13 protein-coding genes are annotated in these 16,267 nt (G+C 58.8%); 6 read left to right on the top strand and 7 right to left on the bottom strand.

The annotated features are described in order from the left end of the window. Window positions 1-57 precede the first annotated feature (57 nt). On the bottom strand, window positions 58-531 hold the full coding sequence (gene smpB, locus AC07PA_RS14640) for an SsrA-binding protein SmpB (RefSeq protein WP_007856984.1): 474 nt from the start codon (window positions 529-531) through the stop codon (window positions 58-60). A 148-nt stretch (window positions 532-679) separates the two neighbouring features. On the opposite strand from smpB, the gene AC07PA_RS14635 reads away from it, so the two are divergent. Both AC07PA_RS14635 and AC07PA_RS14630 read left to right on the top strand, forming a co-directional pair. Continuing rightward, window positions 680-1,120 carry a type II toxin-antitoxin system RatA family toxin gene (locus AC07PA_RS14635; RefSeq protein ID WP_007856985.1) on the top strand — a complete coding sequence of 147 codons (441 nt, stop codon included), beginning with the start codon at window positions 680-682 and terminating at the stop codon, window positions 1,118-1,120. Then, a complete protein-coding gene (locus AC07PA_RS14630; RefSeq protein ID WP_494608449.1) occupies window positions 1,113-1,481 on the top strand; it encodes an RnfH family protein in 369 nt (122 codons plus the stop codon). The genes AC07PA_RS14635 and AC07PA_RS14630 overlap by 8 nt, the downstream gene beginning before the upstream one ends. A gap of 52 nt (window positions 1,482-1,533) precedes the next feature. Here AC07PA_RS14630 and AC07PA_RS14625 read toward each other — a convergent pair whose 3' ends face one another. After that, a complete protein-coding gene (locus AC07PA_RS14625; RefSeq protein ID WP_494608448.1) occupies window positions 1,534-2,088 on the bottom strand; it encodes a DUF4124 domain-containing protein in 555 nt (184 codons plus the stop codon). 149 nt (window positions 2,089-2,237) lie between these two features. Here AC07PA_RS14625 and guaB point away from each other — a divergent pair, with 149 nt between their 5' ends. From guaB to guaA, 4 genes are all read left to right on the top strand, one after another. Beyond that, a complete protein-coding gene (guaB, locus tag AC07PA_RS14620; RefSeq protein WP_494608447.1) occupies window positions 2,238-3,713 on the top strand; it encodes an IMP dehydrogenase in 1,476 nt (491 codons plus the stop codon). A 110-nt stretch (window positions 3,714-3,823) separates the two neighbouring features. After that, complete coding sequence (locus tag AC07PA_RS14615; protein WP_494608446.1) at window positions 3,824-4,096, top strand: type II toxin-antitoxin system Phd/YefM family antitoxin; 273 nt, start codon at window positions 3,824-3,826, stop codon at window positions 4,094-4,096. Continuing rightward, complete coding sequence (locus AC07PA_RS14610; RefSeq protein ID WP_494608445.1) at window positions 4,093-4,527, top strand: type II toxin-antitoxin system VapC family toxin; 435 nt, start codon at window positions 4,093-4,095, stop codon at window positions 4,525-4,527. The genes AC07PA_RS14615 and AC07PA_RS14610 overlap by 4 nt, the downstream gene beginning before the upstream one ends. A gap of 25 nt (window positions 4,528-4,552) precedes the next feature. Further along, the gene (gene guaA / locus AC07PA_RS14605) at window positions 4,553-6,172 is read left to right on the top strand and encodes a glutamine-hydrolyzing GMP synthase (RefSeq protein ID WP_494608444.1); all 1,620 of its coding nucleotides are present in this window, start codon (window positions 4,553-4,555) and stop codon (window positions 6,170-6,172) included. A 136-nt stretch (window positions 6,173-6,308) separates the two neighbouring features. Here the strand turns inward: guaA and AC07PA_RS14600 are convergent, their stop codons facing one another. From AC07PA_RS14600 to AC07PA_RS14580, 5 genes are read right to left on the bottom strand one after another with little or no spacing between them, the layout of a single operon-like run. Next, window positions 6,309-9,290, bottom strand: coding sequence for a type I restriction endonuclease subunit R (locus tag AC07PA_RS14600; RefSeq protein ID WP_494608443.1), 2,982 nt, complete (start codon window positions 9,288-9,290; stop codon window positions 6,309-6,311). A 19-nt stretch (window positions 9,291-9,309) separates the two neighbouring features. After that, a complete protein-coding gene (locus AC07PA_RS14595; protein ID WP_494608442.1) occupies window positions 9,310-10,347 on the bottom strand; it encodes a hypothetical protein in 1,038 nt (345 codons plus the stop codon). Between the two features lie 15 nt (window positions 10,348-10,362). Further along, window positions 10,363-11,652 carry a restriction endonuclease subunit S gene (locus tag AC07PA_RS14590; RefSeq protein WP_494608441.1) on the bottom strand — a complete coding sequence of 430 codons (1,290 nt, stop codon included), beginning with the start codon at window positions 11,650-11,652 and terminating at the stop codon, window positions 10,363-10,365. Then, window positions 11,639-13,501, bottom strand: a complete 1,863-nt coding sequence (locus AC07PA_RS14585) for a DUF262 domain-containing protein (RefSeq protein ID WP_494608440.1) — start codon at window positions 13,499-13,501, stop codon at window positions 11,639-11,641. Before AC07PA_RS14585 ends, AC07PA_RS14590 begins: the two co-directional genes overlap by 14 nt. Next, window positions 13,501-15,876 carry a type I restriction-modification system subunit M gene (locus AC07PA_RS14580; RefSeq protein ID WP_494608439.1) on the bottom strand — a complete coding sequence of 792 codons (2,376 nt, stop codon included), beginning with the start codon at window positions 15,874-15,876 and terminating at the stop codon, window positions 13,501-13,503. Before AC07PA_RS14580 ends, AC07PA_RS14585 begins: the two co-directional genes overlap by 1 nt. Between the last annotated feature and the right edge of the window lie 391 nt (window positions 15,877-16,267).

The raw sequence follows: 16,267 nt of genomic DNA, 5'->3' as shown, positions 1-16,267 counted from the left end.
CGCAGTGGTTTATTCCACCGCGCATGAAAAAAATCAGAAGAACCTGTCAGCCAGGCGTCAGCGGTTGCGACTCTTCATGGCGCGCTCGACTTCGCGCTTGCCTTCGCGGTCCTTGATGGTGTCGCGCTTGTCGTGCTCGGCCTTGCCCTTGGCCAGGGCCACCTCGCACTTCACGTAGCCGTTCTTCCAGTGCAGGTTCAGCGGCACCAGCGTGTAGCCCTTTTGCTCAACCTTGATGATCAGGTGCTTGATGTCATCCTTCTTGAGCAGCAGCTTCTTGGTGCGGATGGCATCGGGGTTGACGTGGGTCGAAGCGGTCTTGAGCGGGTTGATCTGGCAGCCCAGCAGGAACAGCTCGCCATCGCGGATGATCACGTAGCCATCGGTCAGCTGCACCTTGCCTTCGCGCAGTGCCTTCACTTCCCAGCCGTACAGGACCATGCCTGCCTCGTGGCGTTCTTCGAAGAAATAGTTGTAGGCCGCCTTCTTGTTATCGGCAATGCGGGCGGTTGGATCGGGTTTCTTGGCCATGGGTTATTAATTGAGGCGCAAATGAGGAGATAAAAGGCCTCCCTACAATGTTGGTCTCGAGTCTGTCATTTTAGGGTGTGAGTCCCTGATGTTCTCTGGCCGATCACTCTCATCCTGCGATGGTCCCGGCCAGAACCCCCCTTCCTGCATGAAAACCGTCAACAAGTCCGTCCTCATCTGGTACAGCCCCGAAGAAATGTTCGCCCTGGTCACGGGGGTCGCCAAGTACCCCGAGTTCCTGCCCTGGTGCGACAGCGCCACCGTGCTGGAGCAGTCGGATGAGGGCATGACGGCCGAGGTCGGCATTGCCTTTGGCGGCATCCACAAGACCTTTGTCACGCGCAACACGCACGAGGCGGGTCGGCGCGTGCAGATGCGCCTGGTCAAGGGCCCGTTCTCGCAGCTCGACGGCGACTGGCACTTCCAACCCGTGGGCGACGGCAGCCAGCGCGCCTGCAAGGTCGAGCTGAGCCTGAACTACGGCTTCGACAACGCCGCCCTGGCCGCGCTGGTGGGCCCCGTGTTCGACCGCATCGCGGGCAGCATGGTCGATGCCTTCGTGAAGCGTGCGGAGCAGGTCTATGGCTGATGGGGCGGCAGGTGCGGCGCAGGCCCCGGCAATCCCCGCGCTGATGCAGATCACCGTGGTGCTCTCGCTGGCGCCGCGGCAGGTCAGTGAATGCACCGTGCAACTGCCCGCCGGCAGCACCCTGGCCGACGCCCTGCAGGCCGCCGGGCCCCTGGCCGCACGGCGCGAGGGCATGGTGTGCGGAATCTGGGGCCGCGCGCAGCCCGAGACCACCGTGCTCAAGGACCAGGACCGGGTCGAGCTGTACCGCGACCTGAAGGTGGACCCCAAGGTCGCACGGCGTGAGCGTTTTGCGCGGCAGGGCGCCCGCGCCACCGGCCTCTTCGCCCGGCAGCGGCCGGGCAGCAAATCAGGATACTAATTGAAACAAAAACGGCGCCCTGGGCGCCGTTTTTTTGCCACGATTGCGCCGATCAGCGTTTGCAATCGGCGGCAATGGCCGCGTTGATGCGCTTGGTCTCGGCCGCGCGCTGGGCTTCGTCGAGGAACACGCGCTCGCCTTGGGCGTTGGTTTGGCGCAGCGGTGTGCCCGAGTCCATCAGCGCTTTGGCCTCACGTGCCCGCGTGCAATTTTCTGCCTTGGCCTTGGCGACCTTCTCGTCTTCGGCCTTCTTCTTGGCGGCTTCGGCCGCTTCGGCCTCGGCCTTGCGCTTCTCCAACTCCTTGTCCTTGCCGCTGGCAGCAGCGCCGCTGGCCGCTGCTGCAGGGGCGGCCGCTGCGCCAGGGGCGGCGGCGCTTGCACCCGCCGGCGCGGCGGCGGCTGCCGGTGCCGCTGCAGGGGCGGCGGGCGTCACGCGCGGGGCACCAAAGCCCGGCTGCTTGAGCATGTTCTTTTCAGGAATATCCTGCGGCGGCGGGCGGTCGCTGAAGACCTTGCGGCCGTCCTTGTCGATCCATTGCCATTGGGCGGCGGCACCCAGGGCCCAGGTGCAGGCCACGGCCAGCAATACAAGCTTTTGCAATTTCATAGAGACAAGTTTAGCGGTGCAACAAGTCTGCCGCCAGTGCGGCCAGCCCGGGGCGGGTACCGCCTGACCCCTGGCCGGGCCTGGTGTCGGGCGCCCCGCCGGGCAGCTTGTTACGGACGCGGGTACAATCCGTCTTTTGGAGCTTTCTCATGCGCCTTCTTGGAAAAGCGCTCACCTTCGACGATGTGTTGCTGGTGCCAGCGTACTCCCAGGTCCTGCCCAAGGACACGTCCCTCGCGACGAAACTCTCCCGTAACATCCAGCTGAACCTGCCCCTTGTGTCCGCCGCTATGGACACCGTGACCGAGGCGCGCCTGGCCATTGCCATTGCCCAGGAGGGCGGCATCGGCATCGTGCACAAGAACCTCACGGCGCAAGAGCAGGCCGCCCAGGTGGCCAAGGTCAAGCGCTACGAATCCGGCGTGCTGCGCGACCCGGTGGTCATCACCCCCGAGCACACCGTGCTGCAGGTGCTGCAGCTGTCCGAGCAACTGGGCATCTCGGGCTTCCCGGTGTGCGACGGCGGCAAGGTGGTGGGTATCGTCACCGGCCGCGACCTGCGCTTCGAGACGCGCTACGACGTCAAGGTCCACCAGATCATGACCCCGCGCGAAAAGCTGGTCACCGTCAACGAAAAGGACGGCACCACGCCGGCCGAAGCCAAGGCGCTGCTCAACAAGCACAAGCTCGAGCGCATCCTGGTCGTCAACGACGCCTTCGAGCTCAAGGGCGTTATCACCGTCAAGGACATCACCAAGCAAACCAGCTTCCCCAACGCCGCACGCGACGCCTCGGGTCGCCTGCGCGTGGGCGCCGCTGTCGGCGTGGGCGAGGGCACCGAAGAGCGTGTCGAAGCCCTGGTCAAGGCTGGTGTGGACGCCATCGTGGTCGACACCGCCCACGGCCACAGCAAGGGCGTGATCGAGCGCGTGCGCTGGGTCAAGCAAAACTACCCGCAGATCGACGTCATCGGCGGCAACATCGCCACCGGCGCGGCCGCGCTGGCGCTGGCCGAAGCCGGTGCCGATGCGGTCAAGGTCGGTATCGGCCCTGGCTCCATCTGCACCACGCGCATCGTGGCCGGTGTGGGCGTGCCCCAGATCATGGCCATCGACAACGTGGCCACCGCCCTGCGAGGCACCGGCGTGCCGCTGATCGCGGACGGCGGCGTGCGCTACAGCGGCGACATCGCCAAGGCCCTCGCCGCAGGCGCCAGCACCATCATGATGGGCGGCATGTTCGCGGGCACCGAAGAGGCCCCCGGCGAAGTCATCCTGTACCAGGGCCGCAGCTACAAGAGCTACCGCGGCATGGGCAGCATCGGCGCCATGCAGCAGGGCAGTGCCGACCGCTACTTCCAGGAGTCGACCACCGGCAACCCCAATGCCGACAAGCTCGTGCCCGAAGGCATCGAAGGCCGCGTGCCCTACAAGGGCTCCATGGTCTCCATCGTGTTCCAGATGGCCGGTGGCGTGCGCGCCGCCATGGGCTACTGCGGTTGCGCCACCATCGACGACATGAACAACAAGGCTGAGTTCGTCGAGATCACCACCGCCGGCATCCGCGAAAGCCACGTGCACGACGTGCAGATCACCAAGGAAGCGCCGAACTACCGCGCTGACTGATCGTTGTGGAAGCAATCTGGCCTGATTGAAAATATCTGGTCAGAATGATATAGTCTGGTCTGAATTCACCATTCAGGCCAGACTTTTTCTTTTTGGGGGTCCGCGCATCCATGCAGTCCGTCGGCATCTACGAAGCCAAGAGCAGGTTCTCTGCCCTGATCGAGCTGGTCGAGCAGGGCGAGGAAGTGCGCATCACCCGCCACGGCAAAGAGGTGGTGCGCCTGCTGCCCGTGCGCCGCCGCCCCGTCATCACCGACGAGCAGATCGCCCGGGAGCTGGGCCAGATGGATGCCCTGCACGCCAGCATCCGCCCCGCAGGCGAGTCCGCCACTACCGCCGCCCCCGACACCTTGCGCCGCAAGGGCAGGGCTGCAGCAGCATGACCGCCTTCGTCCTCGACGCCTCCGTCACCGCCGCCTGGCTGCTGCCCGACGCCGCCAGCGAGCACACACGCCGCCTGTACACCCTGATCCGCCGCGACGAGGTCGAGCCCCAGGCCCCCAACCTCTGGCAGTGGGAGTGCAGCAACCTCATCAGCAGCGGCGTGCACAGCGGCCGCATCCCGCCTGCATCGGTCGAAGGCCTGTGGGGCGTGCTCGAAGCCATACGCCACCGCGTGGAGCTGCACGAGCTGGCTCCCGCCCAGCACAAGGCCGTGATGGACGTGGCGCTCGACACCGGCCTGCCCACCTTCGACGCCGCCTACCTGTGGCTGGCCCGCTCGCTGCGCCTGCCCCTGGCCACCTTCGACCCCGCCCAGGCAGCCGCTGCCCAGCGCAGCGGCGTGCCGCTTCTCGACCTTTCCAGCCTTTAAAACACCCCAACCGCCGCCCAACGCCATGCAACACCAGAAAATCCTCATTCTCGATTTCGGCTCGCAAGTCACCCAGCTCATCGCCCGCCGCGTGCGCGAAGCCAACGTGTACTGCGAAGTGCACCCCTGCGACGTGACGGACGAGTGGGTGCGCGACTACGCCAAGGACGGCTCGCTCAAGGGCATCATCCTGTCGGGCAGCCACGCCAGCGTGTACGAAGACACCACCGACAAGGCGCCCGAAGCCGTGTTTACGCTCGGCCTGCCCGTGCTCGGCATCTGCTACGGCATGCAGACCATGGCCCACCAGCTGGGCGGCAAGGTCGAGGGCGGCCACAAGCGCGAGTTCGGCTTTGCCGCCGTGCGTGCCCGCGGCCACACCGCACTGCTCAAGGACATTGCCGACTTCACCACCCCCGAAGGCCACGGCATGCTCAACGTCTGGATGAGCCACGGCGACAAGGTCACCGAGCTGCCCCCGGGCTTCAAACTCATGGCCAGCACCGACAGCTGCCCCATCGCCGGCATGGCCGACGAAGAACGCCGCTTCTACGCCCTGCAGTTCCACCCCGAAGTCACGCACACCGTGCAGGGCAGGGCGCTGCTCGACCGCTTCGTGCTCGGCATCTGCGGCACCCGCCCCGACTGGGTCATGCGCGACCACATTGCCGAAGCCGTGGAGCTCATCCGCCAGCAGGTGGGCAACGAGGAAGTGATCCTGGGCCTGTCGGGCGGTGTCGACTCCTCCGTGGCCGCAGCGCTCATCCACCGCGCCATCGGCGACCAGCTCACCTGCGTGTTCGTCGACCACGGCTTGCTGCGCCTGAACGAAGGCGACATGGTCATGGACATGTTCGTCGGCAAGCTGCACGCCAAGGTCATCCGCGTGGACGCCAGCGACCTGTTCCTCGGCAAGCTGGCCGGCGTGAGCGAACCCGAAGCCAAGCGCAAGATCATCGGCGGCCTGTTCGTCGACGTGTTCAAGGCCGAGGCCGCCAAGCTCAAGGCCGGCGACGGCGGCCACAAGGGCGCCACCTTCTTGGCCCAGGGCACCATCTACCCCGATGTGATTGAATCCGGCGGCGCCAAGAGCAAGAAGGCCGTCACCATCAAAAGCCACCACAACGTGGGTGGCCTGCCCGAGCAACTGGGCCTGAAGCTGCTGGAGCCCCTGCGCGACCTGTTCAAGGACGAAGTGCGCGAACTCGGCGTGGCCCTGGGCCTGCCGCCCGAAATGGTCTACCGCCACCCCTTCCCTGGCCCCGGCCTGGGTGTGCGCATTTTGGGCGAGGTGAAAAAAGAATACGCCGACCTGCTGCGCCGCGCCGACGCGATCTTCATCGAAGAGCTGCGCAACCATGTGGACGAAGCCACCGGCAAGACCTGGTACGACCTCACCAGCCAGGCCTTCACCGTCTTCCTGCCCGTCAAGAGCGTGGGCGTGATGGGCGATGGTCGCACGTACGATTACGTCGTTGCCCTGCGCGCCGTGCAGACCAGCGACTTCATGACCGCCGACTGGGCCGAGCTGCCTTACGCCCTGCTCAAGAAGGTGTCGGGGCGCATCATCAACGAGGTGCGGGGGATCAACCGCGTGACGTACGACGTGAGCAGCAAGCCGCCGGCGACGATTGAGTGGGAGTGACTTTTAGTTTTGGCGGATTCAAAAGCGAAGCGCAACACTCTCGATTTCAATGAGCAAGAGTGGAGTGCTGCGGGTTGTTGATCAGCAACCCATGGTATGCAGCCAGCGGTAACCGTACCCCCAGCCCCTTTCTTGCTCAGCCGTTGAGCCGACCGCTCAAGTCGCCCATGCTCAGTAACCTAGAAATACTCGCATCAAAAGCCCGCTTGAAATCCGGGTCGCCGGCGTAGCGTTTGTACAAATCCAGCTCCCGGCGGCGCTCGATGCTGACGGCGTTTTGAATCAGCTTCTCCAGTGCTAGTTGCCGGTTCTGCGCATCGGGGTTGTTTTCAACCTGCGCCTTGTAGTCGGCGTGGTTCACCACATGCTTGGCGATGTTGATGAACTTGACGCGCTGCTCTTCGGGCGTAGCCTCCCAGCCCGCAAAATGCCGATCATTGAAGGCGCGGACGATCTCTTCCAGCGGGTCTTTGTCACCAGGCCCCATGTGCGGGCCTCGCACGTTCGGGTTTTGTGGCTCCAATTCGGTTTCGTCTGCATCAAGGCCAATCTTGGCTTCCAGCCTTGACCGTTCCAGCCCATAGGTCGAGAGGTCAACGCTGTTCAGCAGTTCGTCCAGCTTGTCCTGGTCGGGGTCTTTGACCTTCAGCTTGGGGATCAAGAACTTCAGGAACCAATGCAACATTTCCCAGTTCACGTTGTTGAACGGGATGATGGCCGCCACCTGCGCGTAAATCTTGACGAATTGCTTGGCCTTGATTTTGAAGTCGATGCGCTGCTCGTCGTCCAAGTCAGCATCGAAGCGGGCCACCACCGTGTCAATGATGGGGGCAAGTTCTTCCGCTTCGGCACTGGCAAAGAACTTCTCGTTGAAGGTCGTCACCTCGGCCCAGTCGTAAATGCCAAAGTTGTCGAGCACGTCTTTCAGGTCGTGCAGGACATTCACGTCCGTTGGCTCGCTCAGGCTGGTGGACGTGTAGAAGGGGTCAAACGCCGCCTTGATATCGTCCACGGAGTTGTAGAAGTCGAGTACGAAGGTATCGGTCTTGCCCAGCTTCCAGTTGCAGCGATTGAGCCGGGACAGCGCCTGCACGGCCAGAACGCCTTGCAGCTTCTTGTCCACGTACATGGTGTGCAGCATGGGCTCGTCAAAGCCGGTCAGGTACTTGTTGGCAACCACCAAAATCTTGGCATCGTCCTTCTCGAACTCGTCGGGCAAGTCACGCGCAGAAAAGCCGTTCAAGGACTCTTCGGTGTACTTGATGCCGTCCACCACTTTTTCGCCGGAGAACGCCACCAGCGCCTTGAACGGCGCATTGGCCTCCTTCAGCGCAGCGCGTATGGCAAAGAAGTAGCGGATGGCGCATTCGATATTGCGCGTCACCACCATGGCCTTGGCTTTACCCTTCAGTTTCTTGGCTTGCCACACACTGGCCACGAAGTGATCGACCATGATCCTGGCCTTCACCTCAATAGTCCTCGGGCTGGCTTCGACAAAAGCCTTCAACTTCTTCTGTGCCTTGGCGGTGTCGAACAGCGGGTTGTCCTCCACCGACTTCTGCACCTCGTAGTAGCTCTTGTAGGTGGTGTATTTCTCCAGCACGTCGAGGATGAACTTCTCCTCGATGGCTTGCTTCATGGAATACAGGTGGAAGGGGTAGAACTTGCCGTCGGCAGCTTGGCGACCAAACTTTTCCAGCGTGGCGGGCTTCGGCGTGGCGGTGAACGCAAAGTAGCTGGCGTTCTTGCTCATCTTTCGCTCGTTCATCGCTGCCAGAATCTGGTCTTGCACGTCTACCGGCTCGTCACCGTCTTGACCCGCCAAGGTTTCATTCACCTTGTCAGCAGCCACGCCAGACTGGGAAGAGTGCGCTTCGTCGATGATGACGGCGAACTTGCGGTCAGACAGTTGCCCGATGCCATCCACGATGAACGGGAACTTCTGCACCGTGGTGATGATGATCTTCTTGCCAAGCTCAAGGTTGTATTTGAGCTCCTGCGCACTCTCGCAGTGCGCAACGATGTTCTTGGTTTCAGAGAACAACTTGATGTTGTCCTTGAGCTGGGTATCCAGCACGCGCCGGTCTGTCACCACCACCACGGAATCAAACAGATTCGTGGTGCCCGTGGTGTCGTACTGCTCCACCAGTTGATACGCTAGCCATGTGATGGAGTTGGATTTGCCCGAGCCTGCCGAATGCTGAATCAAGTAGGTCTGGCCCACCCCCTTCTGCTGGGCATCCACAAGAATGCCGCGCACAACGTCGAGCTGGTGATAGCGGGGGAAGAACAGTGCTTTGCGCTCCTTGCCGGTCTTCTTGTCCTTCTCGACCGTGAACTTGGCAAACTGCTCGATGATGTTGGTCAGGCTGCGGCGCGGCAGAATGTCTTGCCACAGGTACGCCGTCTTGTGGCCCCCGCTGTCGCCAGCGGCTCCTGATCCCCGATTGACCGGGTTGCCCTTGCCGTAGTTGAAGCCCTTGTTGAACGGTAGAAAGTTGCTGTCGTTGCCAGCCAGTTGGGCGCACATGAAAGCCTCGTCCGGGTCTACCGCGAAATGCACCAGGCAGCGGCCAAACTCGAACAGCGGCTCCTTGGGGTCACGGTCGGTGCGGTACTGGCGAACGGCGTTCTGCACGTTCTGGCCTGTCCACGGGTTCTTGAGTTCCAGCGTCGCCACCGCCAAGCCGTTGACGAACAGGGCCATGTCCACCGACTTGAAGGTGTCCGTCTGGCTGTAATGCACCTGCCGGGTCACGCTAAAGCGGTTGGCCTCAAAGTTGGCTGCCACCTCGGGGTTGAGGTCGTTGTAGGGCAGGCGGTAGAGCAGATCGAAATGGGCATCGTCAATGTCCAGCCCTTTCTTCAGCACGGCCAGCACGCTGTCTTTCTTGATCTTCTTGCTCAGCCGCTCCAGTACCAGCCGCTGCCAATTGGGCCGGTCTTTCAGCTTCGCCAACTCTTCGGGCTGGGTGGCTTCGAGAAATTCCCAAAATAGCTTGCCATCAACGGCGAACTCCCGGTCAAAGTCAGCCGGATCGCCAACGCGATAGCCGTCCTTCGCAAGGGCGTTTTCGATGTGCGATTCAAGCGCTGCTTCGTTGGTTTGGCTGACCATGTTGTTCCCTATTGAATTCTTATACTGCTTTGCTGTCTATCTTCGAATCAACGCAGAGCTTTGTGTACTGCTCAGTGAAGGCTCCCAGTCTTACCTTACGTACAGCCACGTCGTCCTTTGAAGATGCGACGTAGCGACGGGGGATATGCGCTTCCACCGCGTCACCCAGATTCGTCTTGATAATGCCCGTGCTTTTCAGCACCCAAGAGCCATTTGCCCGGCCATTGCCAGCATCCACAATCATCTGGCAACTGATCTCGCTCAGAAATAGCTGAACGAGCCTGTCGCGCGTTGCTACGTATGGAAAAACAAGTGCATTCCCTAAATTTGCTGCCGGAAATATTGCCAGTGTTGGCAAGGCCAAGTCGTTAGACAGATTTGAGAGCTTCGCCTTCTGCTCCTCATAGCTGGAGGCAATTTTCATATCACTTTTGATCTTCTTCAGATCTTTTGGGTGAAATAGTGATGGCGACTCCGCGGCAAGGAATACCAGCGCCGCGAAGTAAAAATGGAGCTGAAAGAACGGGAGGTCTGAGTTTTCCACCATGCCAGCCAGCCACTTCAGCTTTTCGCTGGCAGGGGCAGTTTGGTGATACAAATAGACAGTTGCGGCAAGATAGCCCGACAACAACTCGATGTTGGTTCTGATCGCCACCCTTGACTCAGCGAGCGATGTCTCGAATTCGGCCGATCCGACTTTTGCTGCGGACCATCCGAAAGTACGTTCAAGAAGGTCAGCGTATTCTTTTAGTTTTTCCGGGGCACCAGCATAGGTCTGCCTCTGCTCAATCATCGCAAAGGTTGGATTTAATTCAATTGGGGTACTGCGCAATAGATCCGCGATGAATGTATTGTTTTCAGGCCTGCGATTCTCGACAAGATCATTAAAAACGTTGTTGTCGAGAATAAGTGAATGAAGTATCGACGTGCCCGCAGTAGTTTTCCCACGGCTTTGCAGCAGTGGCTTGATGTACAGCACATCCTCAGCGTCTGGACGCTCCATGTGAGGTTGCCCGTTTAGTACCCATTGCTCACTGATGATTGGTTCGACGAACAAGATGATGAACTCTCTTTAGACTTTTATTTTTCCTGTTACCAGATTTTCGATCAATGATGCGCGAAATTCATTCAGTGCATCAATCTGATTCCGAATCTTTTCTGTCAGAGCTGATGTTTTATTGATGACCTGCTCAGCGTAGGCTGCTATTTGAATTTGCTCGTCCAGCGGCGGCAGGAGGGAAATAAGCTGTTTGAATTCATCCCAGTACAGCCGCTTTCTGAAGTCGGTGATCCCTTTCGAGTAGCGGTCCATTTCTCGAATGAATCCATGCGTGCGATAGAGATACTCAAAATAAGCGCCGTTGATTGTGGCGAGAGGGGCGGCTACCACGTATGCAGGACTGACAAGACCATCAACACGGACTACGCCAATAGCTCCTTGCCATGCACGCATCATGTTGTACGTGACATCACCGGGTCGAACCCGCTTGTAGCTGGTTTTGTCTTCAATGCGGATTTTTGCCCGTACGTTCTCGGTGCCATCCTGTTCTTCGTCTGACACTCCCGTATGAAGTGAAACAGAAAGAATCGGAAAATCGGAATGGCCGGACTCATTGCGTTCGCGGAAAAGCGTACGGTTTGCCATTTCCTGCCAATGAGCAGGCACTTGACCAATCCACGTAACGCCGCTGTCGCGCATACGTGCCATTGGATTTAGACCTCTGGTAACAGCTTGAGTAATCAGAATGTCCTTCTGCTCTTGAAACAAATCAATCAATCGCTTCTTCTTTGCAATCGCAGCATCAATTTCAGTGGTTTTCCGGTCGAGGAAGGTGACGATGCGATCTTGCTCTTGGCGGGGCGGTAACGCTATTCGTAGATTTTTTACAAACGGAGTCGTAATTCTTTTTTGACCCGCAGTGCCTTCCATAAAAGGAACTGCAGCTACCCGGAATGCGTCGTTGTGCAGTAGGTAGTAGGTGAACTTCGGGTTTATCGTCGCCGAAGGTCGAAAAACATGAAACTCGGTTGACCCGATTCCTTTCGGTGTGGGCAAATCACTGATAAGTGCACCCTTACCGTTTTCAAAGCAGGGTGTGATCTTTGCCAGCAGAACATCGCCGACTTGAAACTCAGTAAGTGATGGACCAAATAGCTGTCTAAGCCCTTGGCGGTGAATATCGAAGGTGCCATCGTTGTTCATTGCTTCCATCGGAACAAACGTAACCAATTCGCCTGTCCTTGAGGAATTTCCTGATGGATTGACCGTGTGGATGTGCTTGACCCTTTTGAGATCCCAATGCTCGGGGATTTCCCCCAGACGCGCTACACCGCTGGGTTTGTAATTCTCATACTGTTGCATCCGCCACCTCCTGCAAGCGGCTCAGTGACCATAACTGCCTGGCGATGCCTTGGTAGGCGGCATAGCGTTCGTCAAAACTGGCCTTCTTGAACTCATCGAACCACTTGAATGGCAACCCCGTGTGTGCCATGAGTTGCAGGAAACCGGGGTTGTGCTGGTAGCAGGCGCTGTGCAGCGAGCGAGCCAGCAGGTTTTCCTTCTGATAGTGCGCGACCTTGTCGGCAAAGGTCTTGTCGTTCAGGCTGGCATTGATCTTCTTGGGCAACAAAACAAGGCCGCCGATGCGGTTGCGGTAGCTGGCGAATTCTTGCGCATGGGCGAATTCATCTGTATGGCGCTCGAAGTGGTTGGCCCACAGGTGTTCGATCTCGTAGGCGTTTTTACCTGAGCGCACGATGTATTCAAGGTAGCGCCCCGGCTGGCCGCTTTGTTCTTCAACCCAGTGGGTAAAGCGGGCCAGCTGGCGATGCAGGCTCTTGGCATTCCAGTTAATCAGCGACGGCTGATCTTCCAGCGGGAATTCCTTTTCGTCACTGGTCAGGCGTGCAATCAGCTTCTCGCGCAATGCCTCCAGCGACAGGTTGCGCAGTTCCTTGGTCAGCAGGAAGGTGGCGTACTGCAAGGTCGAGTAGTCGATGGACTTGAAATTCCACAGGCGGCGATTCAGCCAGCAGTCCAGATAGTCAGCGGTAAGGCGAAGCTTGGCCTTGACCGTGGCGTCGTCATCAGATGGCAGCAGCGGTGCCAGCAGCACCTGAAACTGCTGGGTGAAGCCGTGGTCGGCATTGAAGCGAACGGACTCAAGCCCCGGTTTCAAGCTCTCGCAGGCTTCCAGCAATTCCAAGTACACACGGGCAAAGAAGCGCAGGTCTTGTCGCACCCAGCGGTTGAAGTCTTCGCTGACGTTGAGACCCACCAATTCGTGGTTGGTGCGTACCCAGCGGTGGTACTCCGTGCCGATCAGGTCAAAGTCCTCTGGCTTTGCACCTTTTTTCCGCTCGCGGATGTCGCCTGCGTACTTGGCGCGCAGCCATGCCTTGAAGAAATCAGCCTCGGATTCTTTGGTGTCACGCTCGTTGTCCCGTTTGGCAAAGGTCAACAGCCACTGCTTGATTTCCTTGTTGGCCTCTGCTCGCTTGGTCGCATCGGTGATGCTGGCCAGCAGGTAGCCCTTGAGCATGTCGGTGTTGCTCAAGGAGAGGCCACGGTCATTCATGGTCTCGAAGATGGTGTAGGCGTCGGCATCTGCGTAGGCGCTGATTTCGACCAGCTGGGTCTTGTTGCGCAGCCAATCAACAAAGTACGGTAGCGCAGGCGTGTCTGCGATCTCGGCCGGGAAGGCTTCGCCAATATCGGCATACCGATCCATCAGGTTCTGCATGGATTCGGCTTGGCCTGTTGTGTCGTATCCGGCACCTTCTGATTCAAAGAGGGCATTCATGCACTCGTTGCGTTCGGGAATATCAAGGTTGAAAGACTTTTCGCCATACTCGTCCGAGAAGATCATCTTCTCAACCGCAACGCTGCTTGTCTTGCGCTTTTGGATGTTGTGCAGGTAAATGAGCAAGAGCGTAAGGCTGGTGAGGCGCTGTTGGCCGTCAACAATATGCTTCTTGTCCTCAGATTGGCTTATAACGATGGAGCCCAAGAAATAGTGCCCATAGCCAGCAACGTCTTTGCGCTCGTGCGTTGGCAGGTACTCATCCAGGAATGCGCCGGTCAGGTCTGTGACCAGCTCTTCCATCTGTTTTTTTTGCCACTTGTACTCGCGCTGGTAGTAGTCGATACCGTACTTGGTATCGCTGAGCAGCTCCCTTACGCTGCGGGTTTTGGCTTGAATCTCTTGCATCACTTGGCTCCCGATACAAAGCTGATCAGTTGCTTCAACAGGCCATCGGTTTCAGCTTCCAGGGCCAGGATTTCCGCCTTTACTTCTTCGAGGCTGCGCAAAGGCTTGTGCTGGTAGAAGTACTTGTTGAAGCTGATTTCGTAGCCGATCACCGTCTTGTCGAGGGCAATCCAAGCTTCGTCAACGTGTGGGCGCACCTCGCGGATGAAGTATTCGTGGATGACACTGGAGGCAGTAGGCGTGTTGCTCTTAGCCAGCGGCACGTTCTCGGTGTCGCGCAACTCGCTGTCTGGCTCGTATTCGATGAACTCGCCCGCAGTGTTGCTAGGCCAATAGCCGTAGTCGCCAAGTCGTTCCGCGGTTGTCTGCAATTCGCCAAGTAGATCTTTGAGCTTTGCGCCTGTGAGCTTGTGCCGCCTTTTTATAACTTTGGCAGCCCGTGGGTCGCGCCAGCTCACTGCGTTCAAAACCTGCTTGCGCTCGGCGGTAGGAAGCTTCAACTTCAAAGCGGCGCAAGACTCATCCACCATGGTTTCAAACAAGTTGAAATCAAGATGTTCGTCAGCACCCACCTTGGCGGCAATCTGCTGTGCGGCCGACATGATCTCGCGCTGAGCCTGCCACGTGGTCTGCGCCAGTAGCTCTTTTCGGTTCTTGGGCGAGAGGGTGATTTCCTCGCGCTCAAGATGGTTCTCAATGGCTTCGGCGTGGGATTTGAGGTCCGTGTAGACCTCGTCGCCGTACTTGCCATACACCCATTCCATGACCTCTTGCATGCCCGGCGTGAAGCGCAGGGTGGCAATTCGCTCGGCGCTGAACTGTGCAGCCAGACGCAAGGGGCGTTCCACTGTGACCTTGTAATAGCCAAAGTCCCGGTTGTCGAAGACCTTGGCTACACCATCATCGGCAAGGCCCAGGTAGAGCTGGGTGATCTGCTGAATGTGCTCGGCGGTGAATTCGCAGTTCTTCTCGCCAAGGTTCTTGCGCAGCTTCTGGTAGAGGTTGGATGCATCGATCAACTGCACCTTGCCTTGCCGCTTTTCTGCCTTGTGGTTGGACAGCAGCCACACGTAGGTGGTGATGCCCGTGTTGTAGAACAGGTTGTTGGGCAACTGGATGATGGCTTCGAGGTAGTCGCTCTCGATGATGTGGCGGCGGATGTTGCTTTCGCCGCTGCCAGCATCGCCAGTGAACAAAGCCGAACCGTTGTGCACAGAGGCAATGCGCGAGCCGGAAAAGCGCGTGGCGTTCTTGCCGCTCAGGTCTGAGCGCCGTTTCATCTTGTCCACCATCTCCATCAGGAACAGCAGCTGGCCGTCCGATGAGCGCGGGGTGGCGGGGTAGAAGTCAAATGTCTCACCGGTGTAGTCCGAAAGATTGACTTGAAAGCGGTGATCGAGAACCTCTTTGCCCTCAATGATTCCTTTCTGGTCACCCTTCCAAGACTTGCCGTAAGGCGGGTTGCTCAACATGAAGTCGAAGCGCGTGCCTGAGAAGTCGTTGGTTGCCAGCGTTGAGCCGAATTTGATGTTCTCGGGATCATTGCCCTTGATCATCATGTCGGACTTGCAGATGGCATATGTCTCTGGGTTGATCTCTTTGCCGTACAGGAATACGCCCACCTTGGCTTTGATCTCTCCTTCGGCATCGGTCACGAAGTCTTGCGACTCGGTCAGCATGCCGCCGCTGCCGCACGCCGGGTCGTAGATGGTGAGTGGGTTGGGGAGCTGGTCTTTCACCGGGATGAACACCAGATTGGTCATGAGGTTGATGACCTCACGCGGGGTGAAGTGCTCCCCGGCCTCTTCGTTGTTTTCTTCGTTGAACTTGCGGATCAGTTCTTCAAACACGTAGCCCATGCCCAGGTTTGACAGACCTGGCTGCGTGCGGCCATCTGGCCCCTTGCGATCAGCGGGGCTGAGGTTGATCTCCTCAGACACAAACTTCTCGATCACGTCATGCAGCACGTCCGACTGCGCCATCTTGCGAATCTGGTTGCGCAGGTCGAACTTATCGACGATCTCTTTCACGTTGTCCGAGAAGCCATCAAGGTAGTTCTTGAGGTTGGCTTCCAACTGCGACGGATTGCCCAGCAGCGACTTAAGAGTGAACTTTGACGTGTTGTAGAAGACGTAGCCGGAGGCTTCGCGCAAACCGTGCGGGTCGAGGTCGGCCATGTCTGCGTCTTCACGCTGAAAGCGCACCTCTTCCAGCACCTTGTCTTTGGAAGGCTCCAGCAGGCAGTCCAGGCGCCGAAGCACGAACATCGGCAGGATGACATCGCGGTATTTGCCGCGAACAAAAACATCACGAAGGCAGTCGTCGGCGATTGACCAGATGAACGAGACGATCTTGTTGTGTGTTGAGTGATCCATTTAAAAGTTCAGAGTCTTGTTTGATTGCTCACCCTAGGTAGAGGGTCGCGATTTGGTGAGCAGCGTCCATTGCGTACAACTGTAACTGGTAAAAAACCACAAAAGACGGTCTCGCCCAAACCCTGCAACTACCAGTGCTAGCAAGGCATGTCCTGGCTGCAATTTCTCACCAATGACGCGGTCGCAACCAGACGCATCTCGGATGCCGCGATTCATTCACCTCGCGCACGGGGACGGCTGGCGGGAGCCCGAGTCCCACGCTAAACGATGCATGCATCGGGCCCTGACCTTTGAAGCATGAATTCGACCGAAGGGCCGTGACCGATGCTTTACACGGATCACACCGCCGATGCAAACCCCACCTGGGTAGGGTTTCCCAGCCCGCGATGCG

Source organism: Acidovorax sp. GW821-FHT09B03, from assembly GCF_059418305.1.
Note: the sequence above shows the minus strand (reverse complement) of the source record. Positions and strands in the feature narration are given on the sequence as shown.

Bases quoted from the DNA above. Each gene is read 5' to 3' on its own strand.
- smpB (WP_007856984.1), bottom strand. From the start codon at position 531: ATGGCCAAGAAACCCGATCCAACCGCCCGCATTGCCGATAACAAGAAG.
- AC07PA_RS14635 (WP_007856985.1), top strand. From the start codon at position 680: ATGAAAACCGTCAACAAGTCCGTCCTCATCTGGTACAGCCCCGAAGAA.
- AC07PA_RS14630 (WP_494608449.1), top strand. From the start codon at position 1,113: ATGGCTGATGGGGCGGCAGGTGCGGCGCAGGCCCCGGCAATCCCCGCG.
- AC07PA_RS14625 (WP_494608448.1), bottom strand. From the start codon at position 2,088: ATGAAATTGCAAAAGCTTGTATTGCTGGCCGTGGCCTGCACCTGGGCC.
- guaB (WP_494608447.1), top strand. From the start codon at position 2,238: ATGCGCCTTCTTGGAAAAGCGCTCACCTTCGACGATGTGTTGCTGGTG.
- AC07PA_RS14615 (WP_494608446.1), top strand. From the start codon at position 3,824: ATGCAGTCCGTCGGCATCTACGAAGCCAAGAGCAGGTTCTCTGCCCTG.
- AC07PA_RS14610 (WP_494608445.1), top strand. From the start codon at position 4,093: ATGACCGCCTTCGTCCTCGACGCCTCCGTCACCGCCGCCTGGCTGCTG.
- guaA (WP_494608444.1), top strand. From the start codon at position 4,553: ATGCAACACCAGAAAATCCTCATTCTCGATTTCGGCTCGCAAGTCACC.
- AC07PA_RS14600 (WP_494608443.1), bottom strand. From the start codon at position 9,290: ATGGTCAGCCAAACCAACGAAGCAGCGCTTGAATCGCACATCGAAAAC.
- AC07PA_RS14590 (WP_494608441.1), bottom strand. From the start codon at position 11,652: ATGCAACAGTATGAGAATTACAAACCCAGCGGTGTAGCGCGTCTGGGG.
- AC07PA_RS14585 (WP_494608440.1), bottom strand. From the start codon at position 13,501: ATGCAAGAGATTCAAGCCAAAACCCGCAGCGTAAGGGAGCTGCTCAGC.
- AC07PA_RS14580 (WP_494608439.1), bottom strand. From the start codon at position 15,876: ATGGATCACTCAACACACAACAAGATCGTCTCGTTCATCTGGTCAATC.